Source organism: Desulfovibrio sp. TomC, from assembly GCF_000801335.2.
Taxonomy (GTDB): domain Bacteria; phylum Desulfobacterota; class Desulfovibrionia; order Desulfovibrionales; family Desulfovibrionaceae; genus Solidesulfovibrio.
The window spans coordinates 50,986-72,423 of sequence record NZ_JSEH01000007.1 but is presented as its reverse complement, the minus strand read 5'-3'; the positions used below and the strand labels follow the sequence as shown (position 1 = coordinate 72,423).

The following is a 21,438-nucleotide window of genomic DNA, read 5'->3' as shown; positions in this document are numbered from 1 at the left end:
ATGGATGCGCAGACCAAACAAACCCAGGCCGCGCCCGCGCCGAACATCACCCCGGAAGCCGTGGCTTCGGCCCTGGCCGTGCTGGGCGAGGTCGCCAAGGGCCTTTTCAGCACCCCGTCGCCGGCAGCCGAGCCGTTGCCGCTGCAACCCCAAACCGGCTCCACCCCGGCCCAGATACTCACGCTGCCGGCTGACCGTATCGAAACCTATGCCGCCACCCTAAGCGAACAAATCGCCCCGGCTCTCTCCGAGGTCCGGGAACCGCTGCTCACGTCCAGCCGGCTGTGGACCCTGGTCGGCACCGTGGCCGGACTGGCCGTCCAACATCCTATCGGGCTGGAGCTGCCGCCCATTACCCAGGTGTGCATCGCCGGTGTGGCCGGTATCTACATCGCTGCCCGCAGCCTGAAGGGAGGCCGATGACATGGACCAGACCCTGGCGGCGACGCTTTTCAAACTCCTCGGCAACCTCGACGCCGGCACGCTCGTTCTCCTGGCCTCGCTCGTGACGCTGACACCCATGGGCCTCGTGGTGCTGATCGTCATCTTTTGGCAGGTCGAGGATCGCCGCCGCCGGGTGGACCTGTCCCGCTACCGCGAGGACATGGACCGCATTCTCAAGACCTACGGCGAGGATCTGCGGCTGGTGACCTCGTATTACAAGGACAACGTCAAGCTGGTCGAGGCCTACCAGTCCCTGGCCACCAGCCTGCATGACCAGGTCGTGCTCAACACGCAAGTCATGCAGCGCATGGTGGACGCCATTTGCACCAACCAGTTTTGCCCGCTGGGACGCATTCCCAAGGGCGACAGCCCGATGCGGGGAGGCTTGTAATGAATATGGAACGCGCCGCCATGGTTGGCCAGAGAACCGAAAAAGAGCTTGCGGCCATGGCCCTGACCCCGACCCGGGACTATCCGACCGTGGCCGCGCTCACCGCTGCCACGTTTGCCGCCGGCCAGTACGCCACCTGTTTGGCTGCCGGCCTGCTCCGCTTGTGGACAAGGCCGGCCGGGTCTGTCACGGCCGACGTGGACGGCGACGCCACCGGCGGCGTCTTTGCCGGGTCTGTTTCCGCCATCATCCGCCGCATTGCCTTGACCCGGGCCGGTCTGGCCGAAACCGATCTGGACCTTGTCACCTTTACCAATTTGGACGCGGTAAACCCCACCTTGGTCGGCTATTCCCAGGACGGCGGCAGTAAAACGGACGTGGACACGATTTTTGACGACCTGTGCGCGTCCATCGGGGCTTGGTGGAGCTTCGACCGCCTGGGCCGGTTGACCGTTGGCCGTTTCGAGGCCCCGGCCGGAGAGCCAGCCGCCACCTTGACCACGGTTGAGCTGCTCGATGCCGGCGAGGGTCTGGAAATTTTGCCGGTTCACGATCTGGCCGACGGCACGCCGGTGTACCGGGTGGCGCTCGACTACCAGCGAAATTGGAGCCGGCAGGACGACAACGATCTGGCCGGCGGCGTGGCCGACGAGCGCCGGGCCTGGCTGGCCGAAACCTCCCGCACGGTCGCCGTCGAGGATACGACGATCCGGGACGTCCATCGGCTCGCTCCGGAACTGACCGTCGAAACCACCCTGGACGATGCCGACGCGGCCCGGGCCGAAGCCGAGCGCCTGCTTGCCCTGCATGGGGCATCTCGGCTGCGGCTCAAGCTGCCGGTCAAACGGGAGTATGTCCGGGGCCTGGACCTGGGAAGTGTGGTCGCGGTGCAGCTGCCCCGGTTCGGGTTGGCCGCCGGCCGGCTCTTTGTCGTCATCGGCATGGCCGAGGAATATGAGACCGGCCGGGTGACCCTGGAGGTGGTGGGCTGATGGCGACCGGTCTCCTTTGCTGGCCCAACTACGCCGACCAAGCCGCCTTCGCCGGCGGGGTCTGGCAAACGCCCCTGGTCAACCTGCGGGACCGCTTTCTGACCCGGGTGGCCAGGACCGCCGGCCTGTCTCTGGAGGCCACGCGCTTTGACGTGGACCTGTCCCGGGACCGCACCATCAAGGTGGTGGCCATCCCCAGCCACACCCTTTCGCCCTCGGCCCGCATCCGTATCCGGTGTTTTGCCGACGCCGCCCGCACCATCCTCCGGGCCGACTCGGGATGGAGCGACGTCTGGCCGCCGGTCTACGCCACGGCCGAGCTGGAGTGGGAAGCCGACAACTGGTGGTCCGGTCGCGTGTTGCCCGAAGATGTGGCCCGGATGTCCAAGACCTTCCTGCACCTGCTGCCGCGCCAGGTCTTTTGCCGCTACCTGTCTGTTGACATCGACGACCAGGCCAACCCGGCCGGCTACATCGATCTGTCCCGGCTGGTGGTGGTTCCTGGTTGGCAGCCCAACTTTAACTTCTCCTACGGCGTGTCCCTGGCCTGGGAATCGGCCACCCTGACCGAAGCATCCCTGTCCGGGGCCGAACACTTTGAGGAGCGGCCGCCGTACCGCGTCGTCAGTTTTCGTCTCGATTACATGGACCGCATCGAAGCCACCAACCAGGCCTTGGCCATGACCCGCGCCCTGGACATCTCGGGCGAGGTCTTTTTCGTGTTCGATCCGGCCAATCCCCTGCTCATGCAGCAGCGGTCATTCCTTGGCCGCCTGCGCCAGCTCTCGCCGCTTGAGCATGTGGCCTGCAACATCAACGGCATGGCCTTTGAGATCAAGGAGGTGGTGGCATGAGTCAGGCCGCCGACCGTTTGGACGCATTTTACAACCCCAACGACTATGATCCGACCGCCAACCCCGGTGGTATGGCCGCTGGCGGGCATCGGGAGAACTACATCCCTTCGCTTCGCGACCAGGCCACGGTCTACCGCGCTCCCTGCCCATGATCTGGCGACCAGGGGTGTGACGGGCGTAGCAGGGCAAGCACAACCTGTAAAGAGAAGGGAATGAGGGATATACGGTGCGGCAAGTGCAATAGATTGTTGGCCAAAGGGGAGGCGCTTAGCCTCTCCATCAAGTGCCCCAGGTGTGGGGCTATCAACCATGTGAGGGCCACGAACCCCGACCTAGAGCGCCTGAGAGCCCCAAAAAAGGAGCCCTCACGTGGCATTAACCACCAAGGTCTTTGACAATGGCATATTGTACCAAGGCGACGCCCTGGCCGTCCTGCGAGACATGGCGGACGGCCAGGTCGACGCTATCCTGACCGATCCGCCGTATTCCAGTGGTGGCCTTCACGCCGGAGCCCGCCGCGCCGACCCGGCCCAGAAGTACCAGGCGAGCGGCACAAAGCGGACCTACCCGCCCATGCTCGGCGACTGCAAGGACCAGCGGTCCTTCACCATGTGGGCCACGTTATGGCTGTCCGAGTGCTGGCGACTCGCCAAGCCTGGTGCGCCGGTTCTGGTTTTCTCGGATTGGCGGCAGCTCCCGGTCATGACCGACGCGATCCAGGCCGCCGGGTTCGAATGGCGCGGCATCGTGGTTTGGCACAAGCCAAGCGCCCGGCCTATGCTGGGGAGCTTCCGACGTGATGCCGAGTTCGTGATTCACGCCGTCAAAGCTCCAGCCAGGACGTTTACTCGGCGTTGTTTCCCTGGAGTCTTCAACCATGCGGTAAATGCGGCCGCGAAAATCCATTTGACCAGCAAGCCGCTTCCGCTGCTCGTGGACCTGCTTGGTGTTGTGGTGGAGGGTGGCACCGTCTTGGACCCGTTTATGGGTGGAGGCACCACGGCAGTGGCCTGCATTGAGACCGAGCGACGGTTTGTTGGTGTGGAGCTATCGAGCGAATACGCCTCGCTGGCAGCCGAGCGGATCGCTGCCGTCGAGCTTGCCCATCTTAAATCGTAGTGGCATCCTTGAACAGTCGCCTATACTCAAAATATACCCAAGAAGGGCGGCTACCGGCGTGAGGTCGCTTCAACCAAAATGAGAAGTCAGAGAGAGACAGAAGTTCTCACTTTGAATGAAACGATTTCTCATTTTGGTTGAGTGCTTACAATGTTTCCCGGGGCATCCCGGACGGAATGGGGACATGGTGGGGACAAAATGAGGCTTGCCAAAGCAGAAGGGGTCACCATTTCTGGTAACCCCTTGAAAGATCTGGTGCGCCCGAGAGGATTCGAACCTCTGACCTACGGATTCGTAGTCCGGCGCTCTATCCAGCTGAGCTACGGGCGCGCCGAGAAGGAGGTATCTACGGAAAGACCCCGGGACCGTCAACAAGAAATTGCCGGTCATCCTGTTTTTTTTGAAAAGGGAGCTTGGGCGTCGGCAAGACACGGCCCAATGCCTATGCTCCGGAAAAAGATTCTCCAAAGATGCACAAGGCTGCGGGCCGGAAAACCGAAAAAAAGACCGCCCCGGTTCACCGGAGCGGTCTTGGCAGGCAACGAAAACGGGAGGTCGGCTACTCGCTGACCACCTCGGCCTTCTCGATCACCACCGGGGAAACCGGCACGTTCTCGTGAAAACCCTTGGTCATGGTCGGCACGGCCTTGATGGCGTCCACCACTTCCTGGCCCGAGACCACCTTGCCGAACACTGCATAGCCCCAGCCATCCTGGCCGGGGTAATCCAGGAAGCCATTGTCGGCCACGTTGATGAAAAACTGGGCCGTGGCCGAATGCGGATCGCCGGTGCGGGCCATGGCCAAGGTGTAGGCCTTGTTCTTCAAGCCATTTTTGGCCTCGTTCTGGATCGGAGCGTCGGTGCTCTTTTCCTTCATGGTCTTGTCCATGCCGCCGCCCTGGATCATGAAACCGGGAATAACCCGGTGGAAGATCAGGCCGTCGTAGTGGCCCTTTTTGACGTAGTTCAGGAAATTGGCCGAAGAGATGGGGGCCTTTTCCTGGTCCAGTTCGATAACGATATCGCCTTTGTTGGTCGTCAGTTTGACCATCGGATTTCCTCCCTTGGCCCAGGCGGCGGACGTGCCCCCCAGGGTTACGGCCAGAACGCAGCACAGGGCAAGGATCGCCCCCAACCAGTTCACGCGGCCTTTTGAAACCATAACGTCAACCTCCGGAAAAAGTTTTATCGCCCTATGAGAATTTTTCAATTTCGTCGAGCAAAAAAATAACCGGCTTTGACCGTTGCCAATTTTCCCGGTTCGCGTCAATGATCGCTGCAATTTCTATCCTTTCTCCACGGTGATGGCAAAAGCGAGTCAAACATGGGACGCAATCGTGTCGTTATCTATCCGGACTGGTGCAAGGGCTGCGGCATCTGTGCCGCGTTTTGCCCCAAAAAGGTGCTTGCCGTCGGCTTGGACGGCAAGGCCCGTGTCGTCAATGAGGAGGCCTGCGTCAATTGCGGTTTTTGCGAGCCGCATTGCCCGGATTTCGCCATTGTGGTGATTCCGGAAGGCGAGCCGGTACCGCCCGAATCCGCTCCCCTCGACAGCAAGGAGGAGACCCCGTGACCACCCCGCGAAACAAACGACGCGAAGCCTTTCTGCTCGGCAACGAGGCCGTGGTCGAAGGGGCTCTCGCCGCCGGCTGCTCCTTCTATGCCGGCTATCCCATCACTCCGTCCACGGAAATCATGGAATGCATGGCCAAGCGCCTGCCCCATGTGCCGGACGGGGTCTTCATTCAGATGGAAGACGAAATCGCCTCCATGGGCGCGATCATAGGCGGTTCACTGGCCGGGCGAAAGGTCATGACCGCCACGTCCGGCCCGGGGTTTTCACTCATGCAGGAGCAGATCGGCTATGCGGCCATGACCGAGACGCCGCTGGTCCTGGTCAATGTCATGCGCGGCGGGGCCAGCACCGGTCTGCCCACCAGCCCGGGCCAGGGCGACGTGCAGCAGGCCCGCTGGGGGGCGCACGGCGATCACCCCATCATTGTCCTTTCGGCCACTGATGTGCCCGAGTGTGTGGAGATGGCTGTTACGGCCTTTAATTTCGCCGAAAAGTACCGTACCCCGGTCATTTTGCTGCTTGATGAGATCACTGCCCACACCCGGGAAAAGATCAGCCTGCCCGAGCCCGGCGATTTCGAGATCGTCTCCCGCCTGACCCCGACCATGCCGCCGGAATGGTACAAACCCTTTGAGGAAACGATGCGCGGCGTGCCGCCCATGCCGCCCATAGGCTCGGGCTACCGCTTCCATGTCACCGGGCTGACCCACGACGCCCAGGGCTTTCCCACCAGCCGGCCCGAGGAAGTGCGGGCGCTCACGGAACGCCAGTTTCGCAAGATCGACCGGTTTTTCGAAGACATCCAGCTCGTCGAGCATGTCGAAACGGCTGACGCCGAAGTGGTGGTCATTGCCTATGGCTGCGTGGCCCGCTCGGCCCGGCTGGCGGTGCGGCAAGCCCGGGAAGCCGGCGTTCGGGCGGGGCTGCTGGTGCTTAAGACCCTCTATCCCTTCCCCCGCCGCCATGTGGAGCCGCTGTTGCGCTCCACCCGGCTGGCGGTGGTGCCGGAACTCAACATGGGGCAGCTCTCGCGCGAGGTCAAACGGGTCAACGAAGGGCATACCACCGTGCGCACCATCAACCGTATCGACGGACAGATCATAACGCCCTCCCAGATACTCAAGGAGATCGCGTGACATGGCCGAAATCACCCAGCTGATCCACCATTACCTGCGGCATAACAAGAAGTTCCCGCTCGTCTTTTGCCCGGGCTGCGGCCATGGCATCGTGCTTGGCTCCCTGGTGCGAAGCGTGCATGCCCTGGGCCTTGCCAAGGACAACGTGGTCATCGTGGCCGGCATCGGCTGTTCCGGCCGCATCGCCGCCTATGTGGACTTCAACACCGTGCACACCACCCACGGGCGGGCGCTGACCGTGGCCACCGGCATCAAGATGGCCAACCCCAAACTCACCGTCATCGCAGTCATGGGCGACGGCGACGCCTTCTCCATTGGCGGCAACCATCTCATCCATGCCGCCCGGCGCAATATCGGCGTGACCGCCCTGGTGCTCAATAACTTCATCTACGGCATGACCGGCGGCCAGTGCTCCTCCACCACCCCCGAAGGGGCCTATTCCCACACCAGCCCCATGGGACAGCTGGAAAGCGCCTTCGACATTGTGGAACTGACCCGGGCGGCCGGGGCGGCCGGGGTGTCGCGGGGCACGGTCTTTCACGTCAAGGAACTCGATGCGCTGCTGACCGACGCCCTGACCCGGCCGGGGTTCAATCTGGTCGAGGCCCTTACCCCGTGCTTCACCCAGTACGGGCGCGGCAACGGCTTTAAAAGCGCGGTGGAGATGTTTCGTTGGCTTAAAAACTCCTGCCTGCCGCTGGAGCGGTATGCCAAGCTGGAAGACCCCGGCGGCAAGATTCCCATCGGCAGTTTCGTGCGCCGCGACGTTCCCGGACTGGAGACGCGCTACGCGGCCATGTGCCAGGGACTGCGGGCGAAAAAGGGAGGTGCGGCATGAGCGGGGCGGGAGAGGGTAGCGGCAACGGCGCGGCCAACGGCAACGGCGTCAGGCAGGTGCTGGCGCGCTACGAAATACGGCTCTCGGGCCTTGGCGGCCAGGGCATCCTGACCATGGGCAAGCTCCTGGGCCAGGCCCTGGCTCTGGGGCACGGCTACTACGTCACCCAGACCCAGAGCTATGGTCCCGAGGCCCGGGGCGGGGCCAGCCGGTCGGATCTGGTCGTCAGCTCCGAACCCATCAGCTACCCCAAGACCGAATATCTTGATCTGCTGGTGGCCCTGTCCCAGGAGGCTGCGGCCGGCTATTATTCTTACCTCAAGCCCCGGGGCACGCTGTTGGTCGATTCGGAACTGGTGCGTCAAAGCCCGACCAATGTCTTTTTGGGTCTGCCTTTCACCCGGCTGGCCCGGGAGAAGGTGGGGGTGCCCCAGGCCACCAATGTCGTGGCTTTGGGCGCGGTGGCTTTTCTGCTGCCCTTTGCCCGCATCGAGGCCATGCGAAAGAGCCTCAAGACCGCCTTGCCCGAGAAAATCCGTGACGCCAACCTGAAGGCCTTGAACCTTGGCTATCAGGAGGCGAAAAAGCACTTCGGCCAGCCCATCGCCCTGCCGGACCCGGCCGGGGAAGAGGAGACCAACGGGGTGCGCATGGATCTGACCAACATCATGACCGACGATTGAACCGGATGGATTATGGCCCGAGGCAGTGGCTTTTTCCCGTAAAGGCGGGCATGACGGAAGAACTCCCGCAACCAGCCTCGGACACCCCCAAGGAGCGCGCCCATGCTGTTGACCGAACACGCCGGCAAGGCGCTTCTGGCCGAAGCCGGCATCCAGACGCCGCCCGGCCTTGTCCTTGAACCCGGCGGCGCGCCGGTGATCCCGCCGTTCACCGGTCCCTACTATGTAAAGGCCCAGACCCTTGGCGGCGGTCGCGGCAAGGCCGGGGGCGTGGTCCGCGTGGATGCCGCCGCCGATCTCGCCGGGGCCGCAGACACACTTTTTGCCCGGCAATTTGGCGGCATGACGCCGCCTTTTTTGCGTCTGGAGGCTGCCGTCGCCCATACGCGGGCCTGCTACCTCTCGCTTGGCGTCTCCAGGCAGCGCAAGAGCTTTTGTCTGACCCTTGGCCGCCAGGGCGGCGTGGATGTCGAAACGCTGGCCGGTACCCCGGACCTGCTGGTCCTGGATGTGCCGCCGTCGCTGGTCTGTCCGGACTGGCTGGCCCGGGCCGCTTTTTTCCATCTTCGCCTGGAGCGGGAGACCTGGGCCGCCTTCGAGAGCCTGCTTGGCCGGCTTTTTGGAGCCGTGGCCGAGTACGGCTTGCTCCTGGCCGAGATCAATCCCCTGGCCGTTACGGCCGAGGGACGCTTCGTGGCCTTGGACGCCAAGTGCATCATCGATGACAACGTCGTGGCCCAGCGCCCGAAGCTGGCCCAGTTTGGCGACGACCGCTTTGCCACGCCGGCCGAACGCCAGGCGGCTGTCCATCGGCTGTCGTTTGTGAGCTTGTCCGGCCGGGTGGGGCTGGTGGCCAACGGCGCTGGACTGGCCATGGCCACCATGGACGCCCTGGGGGCGGCGGGACTGCCGGCGGCCAATTTCCTTGATTTTGGCGGCACGGCCGATGCGGTCCGATTGCGGGCGGCCTTTGACCTTCTTTTTGCCGACCCGGCCGTGGAAGCCTGCTGCGTCAACATGTACGGCGGCATCCTGTCCTGTGCCGACGTGGCCGAGGCGTTGGCCAAGGCCCTTGGCGACGGGCCGGGCCGGCCGTTGGTGGTCCGTTTTGCCGGCAATGCGGCCAAGGCCGGCGCGGACCGGCTGCGGGCCATGTCCGGGGGGCGGGTGTTGGTGGCTGAGGATATGGATCAGGCCGTGGCCATGCTTTCCGAAGTTGTGCCGAGCCCTGGGCGACCCCAGGCTGTGACCGGGGCGGCAATCTGTCCCCAGCCGCCGCTGAACCGATCCGTGATCCGCCGGGCCGGGTGTGGTCCACGCGGACCGGTACTGCCGGGTCTGCTCGATCTGGGACCGGACGCCCGGGTGCTTATCCAGGGCCTGACCGGCCGGGCCGGCAGCGCCCATGCGAAGCGGATGCGGGCCTATGGCGTGCAGGTGGTGGCCGGGGTCACCCCGTTTCGGGGCGGGAGTATGGTGGACGGGACGCCGGTCTACGACACCGTGGCCGAAGCCGTGGCCGAGCACGATATCGACCTGTCCGTCATTTTCGTCCCTGCCCCCGGCGCGGCCGACGCCGTGCTGGAGGCGGCGGCCGCTGGCGTGGCGCGCATTGTCTGCATCACCGACGGCATCCCCCAGCGCGACATGCTGCTGGTGCGCGCTGCCCTGGCCGGTCGGGGGACGCTGGTCATCGGTCCCAATTCGCCGGGATTCATTGTGCCGGGGAAGCAGTTCCTGGCCGGCATCATGCCGGTGGAACCGTTTTCGCCTGGACCGACGGCGGTTTTTTCACGCAGCGGCACGCTCACCTACGAAGTCGCTTCACGACTGACGGCAGCCGGCATCGGGCAGGCATTGGCCGTCGGCATCGGGGGCGATCCGTTTGGCGGGGCGGGGTTTGTCGAGCTGTGCGAGATGGTGCGCGATGATGCGCGGGTCAAGGCGGTCATGGTCATCGGCGAGGTCGGCGGCACGGCTGAGGAGGAGCTGGCCGAATACGTGCAGCGTACGGTCTACCCCAAGCCGGTGCTGGCCTTTGTGGCCGGTTTGACCGCGCCGCCGGGGCGCACCCTTGGCCATGCCGGGGCGCTTTTGGAGCGTCCCGGCGGCGCGGCCGAAAAACTGGCCTGTCTGGAGCAAGCGGGAATAACGGTCTGCGGCGAACTGGGCGAGGTGGCCGGCGTCATGGCCGAGGCGTTGTGCCGGGGGTAAGCCGGCCGCTAGGCAGCAGGCTGAAAGCGGGGGTCAGGGCTTGGCCGGCTTGTCAGCAGGCTCGGCCTTGCCGCCCTTTTTCTCCCGTTTGGGGCGCACGTAGCCTTTGTATTTGTCTTCGACCTTGGATTTTTCCTTGGCAAATTCCGCGGCGTCCTGGGCATGCTCTTTGTCCACCCAGGCGCGGTAGCGGGCTTCGGCCGCATCCGAGCGCGTGGTGGAAGGGCCGCTGGCCTTGGCTGGTTGCGCTGTCGGTTGCGCTGCCGGCTGCTCGGACGGGGGGGCGGCTTGAGGTTCCTGGCCGGCCCAAACCGGGGACGAAGCGATAAACAGGCTGGTGGCCAACAGCACCGGCAAAGCGGATTTGCGCATGAATGCTCCCATGCGGCCGGCAAAGGCCGCGTTATGTGGGCTGGACCTAACCATATTTTCTTCGGCCCGGCAATGGCGGGGAAGGCCGTCGCCAGCGGTTTTCCCGCCGTCTCCCGGCCACGCCTTGCCAGTATGAAATCCGTTGCCGCACCGAAGCTGTCTGCGCTAGAGTTGGCCTCATGATTGACCCCGCAATGCCGCCTCTCGACCCAAGCCTGTGTTGGGCCATGGTGGATGCTTCGTCGGACATCTTTTTTTTCAAGGACGCCAGCTTCACCTATCGGTATGTGAACCGGGCATTTTGCGAGCTGTTCGGCATTCCGGCCCAGGCGATTGTGGGCAGCACCGATTTCACGGCGTTTCCGGCTTCCAGCGCCAACCGCCACCGCCAGGCCGATCAGACAGTCATGGCCTCCGGGCAGCCTCAGATGTTTGAATATGTTGTCGAACGCGATGACCGTTCGGTCTGGTTGCAAGTGCTCAAAACCCCGGTCATGGACCAAACGGGCCAGATGGCCGGGGTTGTTTGCGTTGCCCGCAACATCACGGCGCAAAAGAGGGTGGATGCCCAAAACCGGCAGACCCTGGCTGTGCTTGAACGCGACGTTGCGGAGCGGGCCGAAGACCTGCGACGGGCCAATCAGGAGTTGCGCCACGAGATGGGAGAACGACGCAAGGCCGAAAAGGCCTTGGAGGAATCCCACCGCAGTCTCAACTACATTTTTGAAAACAGCCCCATCGGCATCGCTTTTGTCGCCGACCGCGTTGTACGGCGGGCCAACCCGCGGTTTCACGAGCTTTTCAGCCTGGAGCAGGGGAAGGCGGCCGGTCTTTCCACGGCGGCGTTTTATCTGGACCAGGCCGCATTTGAAGCCTTTGGCCAACGATTCTACCCGGTGCTTGGCCGAGGGGAGCGGGTGGACACCGTCTCTGTCATGCGTCGCAGCGATGGTGTGCATTTCTGGTGTCGCCTGATCGGCCAGGTGCTGTACGCCGACCGTCCCCAGGAAGGTTCCATCTGGATCATGGAAGACGTCACGGATCGTCGGCTGGCCGAGGAGGCCACCCTGGCCGCTGAACGGCTCAAGCACGAATTCATGGACAACATGTCCCATGAGATCCGCACCCCCTTAAATGGCATTCTGGGCATGGCCGAACTGCTCGGAATCACGGCCCTGACTGCCGAACAGCAGGAACTCATTGAGACGCTCAAGGAATCCGGCCGCACCCTGGCCGCCCTGCTGGAGAGTGTCCTTGATTTTGCCCGCCTCGATTCCGGAGACGTGCAGACACGCCGGGCGCCCTTTAGCGTAGCCAATATCATTGAGGGCGTGGTCAATTCCTTTGGCGGGGCGGCCATACAAAAGGGGCTGGCCCTGACCTGGACCGTGGACCGTCGGATTCCGGAGCTGGTGGTCGGCGACGGCGGCGGGCTGCGCCAGATCCTGGCTGCCTTGCTCAGCAATGCCGTCAAATTCACGGAAACGGGCACGATCGCAGTCGTGGCAACCGTCGAGGACCAGCCTCCCGGAGACATGGCGACTCCAGTGCCGTCGGTGGTCCTCGCCCTGGCGGTCCGCGATACCGGCATCGGGCTTGCCCCTGACCAGAGCGAGACCATTTTTGAGCCATTTCGTCAGGCCGACGGCAGCAAGACCCGGCGTTTTGGCGGCGCGGGCCTGGGACTGGCCATTGCCGGCAAACTGGCCCAGGCCATGGGCGGTCGGCTGACGGTTGCCAGCATGCCAGGATCGGGCAGTTGTTTTACGTTCGTTGCCCCCTACGAACGGCCCAGCGCAGCAGCGCTTTCGGAGCCGGAGCAGGGCTGACCCACCGCAGCGCGCCGGCTTTTTTCACAGGCTAGGCGCACGCTGCAACGACTCCTCGCCCAAAGGCCCTCTTCCAGGGCGGTTCCTTCCTCACAGCACCAGCAGCGACGGCTCCCCCGGAGCCGCGCTGGCCTTGAGTCCCCCGGGCGGAGCCAGAGCCAACAGCGGTTCGATGTCCGTCCGTTCGGTGCGTCCGGGATCAAGCCAAGCCTCCATGGCCTGGGTGGCGATGACAAGCGGCATCCGGGGGTGGACAGCGGCCGCCACGCCTTCGGCTGGCCGGGTGAGAATGGCCACGGTGTCGCGCACCTCGCCGGCAGTGGTGACTGCGCGTTCATAGATGCCGGCGAGCCCAAGGACTGGCGTCCCTGGAACGCTCAGGAAAAACCGCGTTTTGCGTCCTCCGGGGTCCTTGCGCCATTCATAGTAGCCCTCGGCCGGCACGATGCAGCGCCGGTAGCGGGCCGCCGCCCGGAACGAGGGCAGGGTGAGCACGGTTTCACACCGGGCATTGATCATAGGCCGCGCTGCCGGATCGTCCTTGAGAAAGACCGGGACAAATCCCCACCGAAAAAGACCGGCCATACGCCGTGCGCTCTCCCGGGCCGTGAACACGGCTTCAATGAGTTGCGACGGGAAAATTTCCGGTCGGGCCGGGACCTCGGGCATATCCGGTACACCCATGGCTTCGGCCACCAGCCGACGCGGCACGGCCAGGGCGAATCTGCCGCACATGAAGGTCCCCCTTTTTCGGCCCGGGTTTTGCTAACCCTCGGAGGAAAGTTGACTTTCGGGCCAGGGAATAAGGTTTGTTTTAGAAAATGCCGGCATTACAGCGGCTCAAAGACTGGGCGTGAGAGCCTGGGCGCAAATCACCAAAAAAACTGAACAGAAAATGTAACAAAGTCAAACCCACGATGACGCAGCTTGCACCGCCGCCGTCGGTCGATCCGGCCAGTGAGTACCACCCGATCCCGGTGGGGCATATATTTCCCCATGCCCCGGGAGAATTTCATATCTATTTGCGCCACGGCGATACGCATACCCTGTTTGCCCGAAGCGGCGAAGCGCTCACCGGGGTACGCCGGGAAATGCTGGGTGAATACGGCGTGCGCACGGTCTTCATCCACCGGGACGAGCGGGACAGCTACCGCGCCTACATGCGCCGTCATTTGCCTGGGGCGCTTCTTGGCGCACAACTGCCCATCGCGGACAAGGCTACGGTTTTTTACCATAATTGCTGCGACATCGTCAGTGATCTCATCCGGGAGCGCCTGCCCCAGGCCGTCTCCGACGTGCATGGCCGGCTGTTTGTGGGCTATGCCCGCGATAGCGTGGCGTTTTTGTGCTCCGAGGCCGGACTGGCCCGGATGGGGGCGCTCATGGCTCATGACTATGATGTCTACAGCCACGGCGTGCATGTCTTTGTGTACACGGTTTTTCTGCTGCGTTCCCTGGGGCTGCCCACGCCCACGATCGTCCAGGCCGGCGTCGGGGCGCTGTTGCACGACAGCGGCAAGGAGGCCGTTGACCCGGCCGTCCTGTCCAAACCCGGAAGGCTCACGCCCGGGGAATTTCTGACCGTAAAAGAGCATCCGGCTTTGGGTGTGCGGCTTTGCCGGGGATTGTCCCTGTCGCGTCTGGCCCGGGAATGCATTCTCATGCACCACGAAAAGCTCGACGGGAAGGGGTATCCCGGAGGCAGGGCCGGCGAGGCTATCCCACTCCACGTCCGGGCCGTGTCCCTGGCCGATGTCTACGACGCCCTGACCTCCAGACGCTGCTATGCCGATGCCGTGCGTCCTTTTGAAGCCCTTCGCATCATGCGCCATGAAATGGCCGGCTCTTTTGACGTCGACCTCTACAAACGCTTCGTCATGCTGTTAAGCGGTGCGGCCCTGCTGTAATCCCTTGCTTCCTTGCCGCCGGCTGCCGGCTCGTGTAGCCCTTTTCGAAAGGAATATCGCATGCCCACCGTCTCGCCCCATATCGCAACAGCGGTCACCACCACCAGCAAACGATTTCACTGGCTGCTGGCGGCCTTGTTGCTCCAGCTTATAGCCTCGCCGTTTGTCGTCGGCGCCATAGGGGCTGTCATACAGGATCTCCTCTTTCTGGGGATATTGCTGGCAGCCTTGGGCATCGCCGGAAAAAGTCTGTTAAACAATGTAAATTGCGTCCTGACAGGATGTTGCGCCTTTATTGTTGTGATAAAATACACAATAGGATTTCTCTATGTAGATATTGTTGGAGATTTTCTCGTTGCCAGCGTCATTCTTTTTACGGCCGTGGAGGTTTCGCAGTATCTGTCCCGGCAACGTCGGGTCGATCTGGATACAGTCCTTGGCGGTTTGTGTGTTTATATGTTTATCGGAGCCATGTGGTATGTACTCTATTCTCTCGTCGTCCGTATCAACCCGGCAGCCTTTGATTTTACGGTCCACGGGCACAATCTGTCTGATCAGGAGCAGGATCGGCTGCTCTTTTTCTTCAGTTATGTGTCGCTCTTGACCACTGGCTACGGCGACATCGTACCCATTTCGCCGGTGGCCCGGACGCTGTCCGTGCTTGAGGGCATTGCCGGCCAGTTCTACATGGTCTTTTTCATGGCCCGGCTTGTCGGCTTGCATGTGGCCGAGAAGGAGCGGAGTCTTCCGGCTAAAACGCTGCCAGAATCCCCACCACAGCACCCGTCGACAGCGACGCCAGCACACCGCCAAGCAGCGCCCGCCCCCCCAGAGACGTGATCTCGGCCTTGCGTTCCGGGCAAAGCGAGGTCAGGCCGGCCAGCAGGATGCCCACCGAGCCGCAGTTGGCGAAGCTGCACATGGCATAGGTCATAATGAGGCGGGAGTGGTCCGACAGCGACCCGGCCGGCAGTTTGGCCATGTCGATGAAGGCAATAAATTCATTGAGCACGATCTTGGCGCCAAGGAGCGTCCCGGCCGTGGACGCCTCGGCCCAGGGCACGCCGATGAGCCAGGCGGCCGGGGCCATGAGGACGCCCAAGGCCCGTTCCAGGGTGATCGGTGCGCCGGCCAGATCGGGCATGGCCCCAAGAAGGATGTTGGCCAGTTTCACCAGGGCCACGAAGACGAGCAGGGTGGCGATGATGCTCCAGAACAGGCGAAGACCGTCGGCCGTGCCCGACACAATGGCGTCCATGCTGCCTGAGGCCGTGGACTTGGGGATGGTGCGGCCAAGGGTCGGCTGGCCGGTTTCCGGCAGCATCAGCCCGGCAATAAGCAGGGCTGCCGGGGCGTGGATGACCGAGGCGGTCAGGATGTGCCCCAGGGCATCGGGGATGACGGATTTCAAGACCGTGGCGTAGAGCATGAGCATGGTGCCGGCGATGCAGGACATGCCGGTGGTCATCATGGCAAACAGTTCGCTGCGGGTCATGCGGTTTAAATAGGGACGAATGAGCAGCGGGGCTTCGATCATGCCGAGAAAGATGCAGCCCCCGGCCCCCACGCCCAGCACGCCGCCGATGCCCATGACCTTTTCAAGCAGCAGGGAAAAGGCCCGGACGACATGGGGCAGGATATTCCAGTAATAGAGCAGGGCGGCCAGGGCGGCGATGACGATGACCAGGGGCAGGGCCTGGAAGCCGAGGATAAAGCTCGCGCCCGGATCGGTTGCGGCAAAGGGAGCCGGGCCGCCGCCCACATAGCCGAACACAAAGGCCGTGCCGGCCCGGGTGGCCTCGTCCATGGCGGCCACCAGGGCATTGAGGCCGAGAAAAATGCCGCGCAAAAAAGGAGCCTTGAGCATCAGCGCCGCCAGGGCGAATTGCAAACCGAGACCGCCGGCCGCCATGCGCCAGGGGATTTTGCCCCGGTGTTCGCTCACAAGCGCGGCGACGGCCAGGATGACGGCCAGTCCGATCAGGGGTTGCAGCATGGCGAGGTCCCTTCTGTTGCGGCGGGTTAGAACATGCCCCACAGCATCCGCGTGGCCATGGCCAGGACGAACAGGGCGAAGAAGCGTTTGAGGGTGGGAACCGGCAGCTTGTGCGCGAGCTTGGCGCCGTAGGGAGCGGTCAGGATGCTGACAGCCGCCACGCCGACCAGGGCCGGCAGATAGATATAGCCAAAAGACAGCGGCGGCAGATTCGCCGCGCCCAGGCCGTTGACGACGTATCCGACGGTTCCGGCCAGGGCGATGGGGAAGCCGATGGCGGCGGAAGTGCCAACGGCCGTGTGCATGGCGATGTTGCACCAGACCATAAATGGTACGGACAAGGTGCCGCCGCCGATGCCGACCAGACTCGACACCGCGCCGATGCCAAACCCGGCCCCGAACATGCCGGCCTGGCCCGGAATCTGGCGGCTGGCCTTGGGCTTGATGTTGAGCAGCATCTGGATGGCGACGTAATAGAGAAAGCACACGAAAAAGCCCTTGAGAAAGCCGGTGGGGAGCTTGGCGGCCACGCAGGAGCCGGCAAAGGTGCCTATCAGGATACCCGGAGTGATGGCTTTGACAATGGGCCACAGGACCGCGCCCCGGCGGTGGTGGGCCCGAAGGCTTGAGATTGAGGTGAACATGATGGCGGCCAACGACGTGCCAAGGGCCATCTGCATGATGATGTCCGGGGAAAAGCCCTGGGCGGTGAAAAACCAGAACAGGGCCGGGACCACGACAATGCCGCCGCCAACCCCAAGCAGTCCGGCGATGACGCCGGCAACCGCCCCGAAAACGAGGTAGGCGAGCATGAACGACAGTGACGGCATGGGCGACTCCTTGATTGCTGCGGGCAAGGGCTGGCTGTAACGGAATAGGCCGGCATTGAAAAGGGTTGGCGTCCACGTTGCGTCGCTGTGACAGTCCGCTTGCTCTTCGGATGCACCGGGGCCGGTCATAAAAAAGCCCCGGCCGGGCACAAGGCCGGGCCGGGGCTTCCTGGAGGAGGCGGACTAGGCGATGCCGTAGCCGCTGATGTGCTTCATGTATTCGTCGACTTCGTGGGACAGGTGGGTAAACAGTTTGCTGACGCCCTTGTCCGGCTCCGAGCCGACCTTGGCAAAGATGTTGCCGGCCTTTTTGTAGGCTTCCTCGAAGCCACTGTCTTCCAGGCCGCACAGTTCCTTGGCTTCTTCCCGAGTCAGATAGCCGGTGTGGGCGAAATAGGCGCAGATGACGGCGTTGACTTTTTTCACATGTTCTTTCTTCGGCATGGACGACTCCTTGTGGATGCAAGCGTGGAGATGTGATCGTGCAATACGAAAATATTTTCTTTTGATAGCAAGCCTTGGGTCGAAAAACAACCGTTTTGGAGGGCAATGGCGACGACTATGCCGTCAGTCTTTGCCGCCTCGATCCGCCAGCGGTTTGATGTCGATGACCGGTGTTTGGTTCAGGGCCTCCAGGGCGTCCAGGCTGACGACGTTGCCGGCGATGCCCGTCACGCGCACCTGGTGCAGGCCGATGGGATTGGGGCGGTCCGGAGAGCGGGTGGAAAAAACGCCGGTCAGCGGCCGGCTCAGGTCGCGGCGGGGATGGACGGCCTGACAGGTGCGGTCAGCCTGATGCAGCCAAGTGAAAAGGAGAATCTCCTGGCCCACGGCCAAGTCCTTGGCCGCCGGCGCATAGGCCGGGTCGAGCACGATCTCGGCCGGGGGGCGTTGTCGGTTTCAAATTTCGGGGCCGTAGCTTTGTCGGTGAGCGGCGAGCGCACCACGCCGATGACGGTGAGGCCAAGATCCATGGAAGCCTCCTTGGGCTGACGGTTTTTTCATAAAAGGAATTCAGGTCATGAGCCTTCTCTTGCGTCCATGGCGATTCCGGGGACCCGAGGCAGGGTCAGCTGGGTCGGGTGGAGCCGATGTAGATGCCGGCCAGGGCCAGGGCCACGCCGCACAGTTCCACCGGGCCGGTCGTCTTGCCGAAAAAACTCACGTCCCAGACATAGGACAAGGTGGGTTGCAAGAGCAGGATGAGCCCGGCCAGGGCCGGGCGGACGCCGGCCAGCCCGGTTGAAATAGCCAGCCAGCCGATGCCCTGCCCGATGATGCCAAGGCCCATGAGGGAAAAAAAGCTGGTCGCCGTCGGCAGGGCCAGACTGTCGCCCCCCAAAAGGACCACTGGAGCAAGCAGGACGGCCCCGGCCAGAGACAATACGGCCATGGCCGCCATGGGGCCGGCCCGGCCGCCGTCGGTGACGGCTTTTTTCAGGGTCAGGATGAACAGGCCATAGAATACGGCGGCAGACAGTCCGTAGCCGATGCCCAAACGGAATTCCGGGGTCTGACTGGCAAAGCCGTGGCCAACGACGAGATAGAGGCCGGCAATAGCCAGCCCCATGGCGGCCAGAAACACGGGCCGGGGAAGGCGGCGGGCCTGGATCGCGGCCACGAGGGTGATGAGAAAGACCTGGAAATTGGCGACCAGCGTGGCCAGTCCCGGTCCTATGTTGTTAATGCTGGCGTGCCAGCACAGCAGGTCGGCGCAGAAGAACACGGCGCAGGCCAGGGCCGGCCAGGCGAGGCTCCGACGTACAGCGGACAGGTTTCGCGTGGCGGCCAGCATGACGAGCAAGGTCAGGCCGCCAAAAAACATGCGGTAAAAGGCCGACACCGCCGGAGGGACGCCGGCCAGCTTCACGAACACAGCCGAAAAGCTGATAATGATCGCGCCGAAAAGAAGTTGTCCCATGAATCAGCCGAAGTGGTCGAAGCCGCGTTCGTTTATGGGTGCGCCGTTGAGCGTATACCCGGGGGTGGCGGTCAGGCGGCCGATGGGTTTGGCCTCGGGCAGGGCCGTGCGCAGGGCCGGCAGGGCGGCCGGAGTGATTGTTGCCAGCAGCGCATAGTCCTCGCCGCCAAAAAAGGCCACCTTTTCCGGCGGTCTTCCATGGCCGGCGGCGTGGGCCGTCACCTCCGGATGCAGGGTGGTCGGCGGGAAAAAGAGGTCTGCCCCGCAGCCCGAGGGAAGCAGGCGCGGCAGATCCTGGGCCAGCCCATCGGACACGTCCATGCAAGAGGTCACGCCGGGGATGGCGGCCAGGGCCAGGCCGGCTTCCAGACGCGGGACCGGGGACAGATGCGCAGCGACGGCGGCGGGCCAGTCGGCTGCGGCACGAAGGCCGTCCTTTTCCAGGACGGCCAACCCCACTCGGGCCAGCCCCAGGTCGCCCACAGACACGAGCACATCGCCGGCCGCGCCGCTCCCCCGGGTAAGCAGGCGTCCCGACGGACCAGGCGCGCCCCAGGCCGTGACGGACACGGCGATTTTGTCTCCCTTGGACAGGTCGCCGCCGACCAGGGGCACCTTGTGGCGGGCAGCCAGGGCAGCCATGCCGGCCAGCAGGGCGTCCCAGTAGTCGCGGTCAGCGTCGTCGGGACAGACCAGACCAAGGACAAAACCGGTCGGCACGGCTCCCATGGCCGCCACGTCGCTTATATTGACGGCCAGGGCCTTGGCCCCGACTTGGCCGGGGGTGAAATAGCGCCGTCGGAAATGGATGTCTTCCACAAAGAGGTCGGTGGTGACGCACAACTGTTGTGGACAGGCAATGATAGCGGCGTCATCGCCGCGCGGCAGGACAATGCCGTCTCCGGCGCGGGGAAAATGGCTGTCCAACAGGGCCAGAAAATCGTCTTCGGAAGTGATGCGGGCCATGAAAGTGGGGTCCTTTGGCCGGGGACGGGCGGCGTGACGGCGCGACGTCCCCGGCGTGGAGCGGTGGCAGGCGGGCTACAGGGGGCCGAAGGCGGCGGCGTAGCGGTCGCAAAATTCCTGCCAGGTGAATTGATGTTCCTGGGTGCCGTGCTTTTCCACGGCATAGGCCGCCGACACCGACCCGAGTCGGGCCGCGTCGGCCGGGGCCTTGCCCAGGGACAGGCCCTTGATAAAGCCGGCCCGGAAGGCGTCGCCGGCGCCGGTCGGGTCTTTGACGTCGGCCACGGGGCAGGGCGGGATGACGATTTCGGATGCTCCCTGGCGGATGACCGAGCCGTTTTCGCCAAGGGTGGTGATGACTGAGCCGGCCCGGGCCACGATCTCGGCCTGGGTCAGGCCCGTGGCATTCTGGATCAGCTGCAACTCGTAGTCGTTGGAGATGAGATAGGTTGCGCCGGTGAGCATTTCGGTCAACTGCTCGCCGGAAAAGGCCGGGATGTTCTGGCCGGGGTCGACCATGCAGGGAATGCCCTTGGCCTTGTAACGGCGGGCGTAGTCCTGCATGTCTTCGAGGTTGCCCGGGGCGAGGACCGCAAAGGCGTCGGCCGGATCGCAGTCGTCGACCGGGTATTCGGCCCGATGCTTCATGGCCCCGGGATTAAAGCCCGTGATCTGGTTGTCGGCCTTGTCCGTGGTGATGTAGGCCCCGGCCGTGAATTCGCTGTTGACCCGGCGAATGCCCTCCAGGGACAGGCCGCAGTGGCGAAGCCAGGCTTCGTAGGCGGCAAAATCCTTGCCGGCCGTGGCCACAATGGTCGGCGTTTCGCCCAAAAGACGCAGGCAGTAGGCGATGTTGCCGGCCGTGCCGCCGAACTTCTCTTCCAGGCCATCGACCAGGAAGCAGACGTTTAAGATATGGATTTTGTCGGGCAGGATGTGGTCGGCAAAGCTGCCCGGAAAGCTCATGATGCGGTCATAGGCCAGGGAGCCGGAAACGAGAATGCGCATGGGTGGCGTCTCCTTCATGCGGTTGGGTTGTCGCTGGGGGCTGTCTCGTCGTCGATCCAGCGCAGAAAATCGGGCAGCCCGCCGGTGATGGGCAGGATGACGATGCAGGGGACTTCGTAGGAGTGGAGCTCACGGACCCGTGCGGTCAGGGCCTCGGCCAGGGTATCGCGGGTCTTGGCAATGAGCACGGTCTCTTCGGCCGTCTCCACCGTCCCCTTCCAGCGGTAGATGGAGCGCATCCCGGGCAGGATGTTGGCGCAGGCGGCCAGACGTTCGGCCACCAGGGCACGGCCGATGCGCTCGGCCTGCTCGACGGACTCGGTGGTGACATAGGCGAGGACGACAGCCATAACGACTCCGGG

At 63.7% G+C, this 21,438-nt stretch carries 26 protein-coding genes and 1 tRNA gene; 15 read left to right on the top strand and 12 right to left on the bottom strand.

The window, feature by feature from the left end; translation table 11 throughout:
- The 7 genes from NY78_RS08345 to NY78_RS08325 are packed head-to-tail and all read left to right on the top strand — an operon-like array spanning nucleotide 1 to nucleotide 3,800.
- Nucleotides 1–423, top strand: coding sequence for a hypothetical protein (locus NY78_RS08345; RefSeq protein WP_043634294.1), 423 nt, complete (start codon nucleotides 1–3; stop codon nucleotides 421–423).
- A 1-nt stretch (nucleotide 424) separates the two neighbouring features.
- Complete coding sequence (locus NY78_RS23040) at nucleotides 425–835, top strand: hypothetical protein (RefSeq protein ID WP_053062160.1); 411 nt, start codon at nucleotides 425–427, stop codon at nucleotides 833–835.
- Nucleotides 835–1,827, top strand: coding sequence for a hypothetical protein (locus NY78_RS08335; protein ID WP_043634292.1), 993 nt, complete (start codon nucleotides 835–837; stop codon nucleotides 1,825–1,827). Before NY78_RS23040 ends, NY78_RS08335 begins: the two co-directional genes overlap by 1 nt.
- The gene (locus NY78_RS08330; protein ID WP_043634290.1) at nucleotides 1,827–2,681 is read left to right on the top strand and encodes a hypothetical protein; all 855 of its coding nucleotides are present in this window, start codon (nucleotides 1,827–1,829) and stop codon (nucleotides 2,679–2,681) included. The genes NY78_RS08335 and NY78_RS08330 overlap by 1 nt, the downstream gene beginning before the upstream one ends.
- Nucleotides 2,678–2,833 carry a hypothetical protein gene (locus NY78_RS24600; protein WP_156180889.1) on the top strand — a complete coding sequence of 52 codons (156 nt, stop codon included), beginning with the start codon at nucleotides 2,678–2,680 and terminating at the stop codon, nucleotides 2,831–2,833. Before NY78_RS08330 ends, NY78_RS24600 begins: the two co-directional genes overlap by 4 nt.
- 60 nt (nucleotides 2,834–2,893) lie before the next feature.
- Nucleotides 2,894–3,076: a Com family DNA-binding transcriptional regulator gene (locus NY78_RS23595; protein WP_082139925.1), complete on the top strand. Its 183-nt coding sequence runs from the start codon at nucleotides 2,894–2,896 to the stop codon at nucleotides 3,074–3,076.
- A 46-nt stretch (nucleotides 3,077–3,122) separates the two neighbouring features.
- Nucleotides 3,123–3,800 (top strand): DNA-methyltransferase, encoded by a 678-nt coding sequence (locus NY78_RS08325; protein ID WP_082139939.1) that lies wholly within the window; start codon nucleotides 3,123–3,125, stop codon nucleotides 3,798–3,800.
- Between the two features lie 253 nt (nucleotides 3,801–4,053).
- Here NY78_RS08325 and NY78_RS08320 read toward each other — a convergent pair.
- Nucleotides 4,054–4,130 (bottom strand) — tRNA-Arg (locus tag NY78_RS08320).
- 229 nt (nucleotides 4,131–4,359) lie between these two features.
- The gene (locus NY78_RS08315; RefSeq protein ID WP_043634288.1) at nucleotides 4,360–4,962 is read right to left on the bottom strand and encodes a peptidylprolyl isomerase; all 603 of its coding nucleotides are present in this window, start codon (nucleotides 4,960–4,962) and stop codon (nucleotides 4,360–4,362) included.
- Between the two features lie 162 nt (nucleotides 4,963–5,124).
- On the opposite strand from NY78_RS08315, the gene NY78_RS08310 reads away from it, so the two are divergent.
- From NY78_RS08310 to NY78_RS08290, 5 genes are all read left to right on the top strand, one after another.
- The gene (locus NY78_RS08310; protein ID WP_043634285.1) at nucleotides 5,125–5,373 is read left to right on the top strand and encodes a 4Fe-4S dicluster domain-containing protein; all 249 of its coding nucleotides are present in this window, start codon (nucleotides 5,125–5,127) and stop codon (nucleotides 5,371–5,373) included.
- Complete coding sequence (locus NY78_RS08305; RefSeq protein WP_043634283.1) at nucleotides 5,370–6,512, top strand: 2-oxoacid:acceptor oxidoreductase subunit alpha; 1,143 nt, start codon at nucleotides 5,370–5,372, stop codon at nucleotides 6,510–6,512. The genes NY78_RS08310 and NY78_RS08305 overlap by 4 nt, the downstream gene beginning before the upstream one ends.
- A gap of 1 nt (nucleotide 6,513) precedes the next feature.
- Nucleotides 6,514–7,350 (top strand): 2-oxoacid:ferredoxin oxidoreductase subunit beta, encoded by an 837-nt coding sequence (locus NY78_RS08300; RefSeq protein ID WP_043634281.1) that lies wholly within the window; start codon nucleotides 6,514–6,516, stop codon nucleotides 7,348–7,350.
- Complete coding sequence (locus NY78_RS08295; protein ID WP_082139924.1) at nucleotides 7,347–8,033, top strand: 2-oxoacid:acceptor oxidoreductase family protein; 687 nt, start codon at nucleotides 7,347–7,349, stop codon at nucleotides 8,031–8,033. The genes NY78_RS08300 and NY78_RS08295 overlap by 4 nt, the downstream gene beginning before the upstream one ends.
- A 102-nt stretch (nucleotides 8,034–8,135) precedes the next feature.
- Complete coding sequence (locus tag NY78_RS08290; protein WP_043634278.1) at nucleotides 8,136–10,247, top strand: ATP-grasp domain-containing protein; 2,112 nt, start codon at nucleotides 8,136–8,138, stop codon at nucleotides 10,245–10,247.
- Nucleotides 10,248–10,280: 33 nt separating this feature from the next.
- On the opposite strand, the gene NY78_RS08285 is transcribed toward NY78_RS08290, so the two are convergent.
- Complete coding sequence (locus tag NY78_RS08285) at nucleotides 10,281–10,619, bottom strand: hypothetical protein (RefSeq protein ID WP_043634275.1); 339 nt, start codon at nucleotides 10,617–10,619, stop codon at nucleotides 10,281–10,283.
- A 179-nt stretch (nucleotides 10,620–10,798) separates the two neighbouring features.
- Here NY78_RS08285 and NY78_RS08280 point away from each other — a divergent pair, with 179 nt between their 5' ends.
- Complete coding sequence (locus tag NY78_RS08280; RefSeq protein ID WP_043634272.1) at nucleotides 10,799–12,448, top strand: PAS domain-containing sensor histidine kinase; 1,650 nt, start codon at nucleotides 10,799–10,801, stop codon at nucleotides 12,446–12,448.
- Nucleotides 12,449–12,538: 90 nt separating this feature from the next.
- Here NY78_RS08280 and NY78_RS08275 read toward each other — a convergent pair whose 3' ends face one another.
- On the bottom strand, nucleotides 12,539–13,183 hold the full coding sequence (locus NY78_RS08275; RefSeq protein WP_043634268.1) for an SOS response-associated peptidase: 645 nt from the start codon (nucleotides 13,181–13,183) through the stop codon (nucleotides 12,539–12,541).
- Between the two features lie 182 nt (nucleotides 13,184–13,365).
- Between NY78_RS08275 and NY78_RS08270 the strand changes: the two genes are divergently transcribed.
- Both NY78_RS08270 and NY78_RS23590 read left to right on the top strand, forming a co-directional pair.
- Nucleotides 13,366–14,355 carry an HD-GYP domain-containing protein gene (locus NY78_RS08270; protein ID WP_043634265.1) on the top strand — a complete coding sequence of 330 codons (990 nt, stop codon included), beginning with the start codon at nucleotides 13,366–13,368 and terminating at the stop codon, nucleotides 14,353–14,355.
- 60 nt (nucleotides 14,356–14,415) lie between these two features.
- A complete protein-coding gene (locus tag NY78_RS23590) occupies nucleotides 14,416–15,195 on the top strand; it encodes a potassium channel family protein (RefSeq protein WP_082139923.1) in 780 nt (259 codons plus the stop codon).
- Here NY78_RS23590 and NY78_RS08260 read toward each other — a convergent pair.
- From NY78_RS08260 to cutA, 8 genes are all read right to left on the bottom strand, one after another.
- Nucleotides 15,107–16,351 (bottom strand): NupC/NupG family nucleoside CNT transporter, encoded by a 1,245-nt coding sequence (locus NY78_RS08260; protein WP_043634259.1) that lies wholly within the window; start codon nucleotides 16,349–16,351, stop codon nucleotides 15,107–15,109. The genes NY78_RS23590 and NY78_RS08260 overlap by 89 nt on opposite strands.
- A 26-nt stretch (nucleotides 16,352–16,377) precedes the next feature.
- Entirely contained in the window at nucleotides 16,378–17,181 is an 804-nt protein-coding gene (locus tag NY78_RS08255) for a sulfite exporter TauE/SafE family protein (RefSeq protein WP_043634257.1), read from the bottom strand.
- Nucleotides 17,182–17,364: 183 nt separating this feature from the next.
- Nucleotides 17,365–17,625: a hypothetical protein gene (locus NY78_RS08250; protein ID WP_043634255.1), complete on the bottom strand. Its 261-nt coding sequence runs from the start codon at nucleotides 17,623–17,625 to the stop codon at nucleotides 17,365–17,367.
- A 123-nt stretch (nucleotides 17,626–17,748) separates the two neighbouring features.
- On the bottom strand, nucleotides 17,749–18,054 hold the full coding sequence (locus NY78_RS08245; protein WP_231583849.1) for an SAM-dependent methyltransferase: 306 nt from the start codon (nucleotides 18,052–18,054) through the stop codon (nucleotides 17,749–17,751).
- Nucleotides 18,055–18,250: 196 nt separating this feature from the next.
- Nucleotides 18,251–19,102, bottom strand: coding sequence for a DMT family transporter (locus NY78_RS08240; protein WP_043634253.1), 852 nt, complete (start codon nucleotides 19,100–19,102; stop codon nucleotides 18,251–18,253).
- Between the two features lie 3 nt (nucleotides 19,103–19,105).
- Complete coding sequence (gene thiL / locus NY78_RS08235) at nucleotides 19,106–20,068, bottom strand: thiamine-phosphate kinase (RefSeq protein WP_043634250.1); 963 nt, start codon at nucleotides 20,066–20,068, stop codon at nucleotides 19,106–19,108.
- Nucleotides 20,069–20,143: 75 nt separating this feature from the next.
- A complete protein-coding gene (locus NY78_RS08230) occupies nucleotides 20,144–21,076 on the bottom strand; it encodes a carbohydrate kinase family protein (RefSeq protein WP_043634247.1) in 933 nt (310 codons plus the stop codon).
- 14 nt (nucleotides 21,077–21,090) lie between these two features.
- On the bottom strand, nucleotides 21,091–21,426 hold the full coding sequence (gene cutA, locus NY78_RS08225) for a divalent-cation tolerance protein CutA (protein ID WP_043634244.1): 336 nt from the start codon (nucleotides 21,424–21,426) through the stop codon (nucleotides 21,091–21,093).
- Nucleotides 21,427–21,438: the final 12 nt, after the last annotated feature.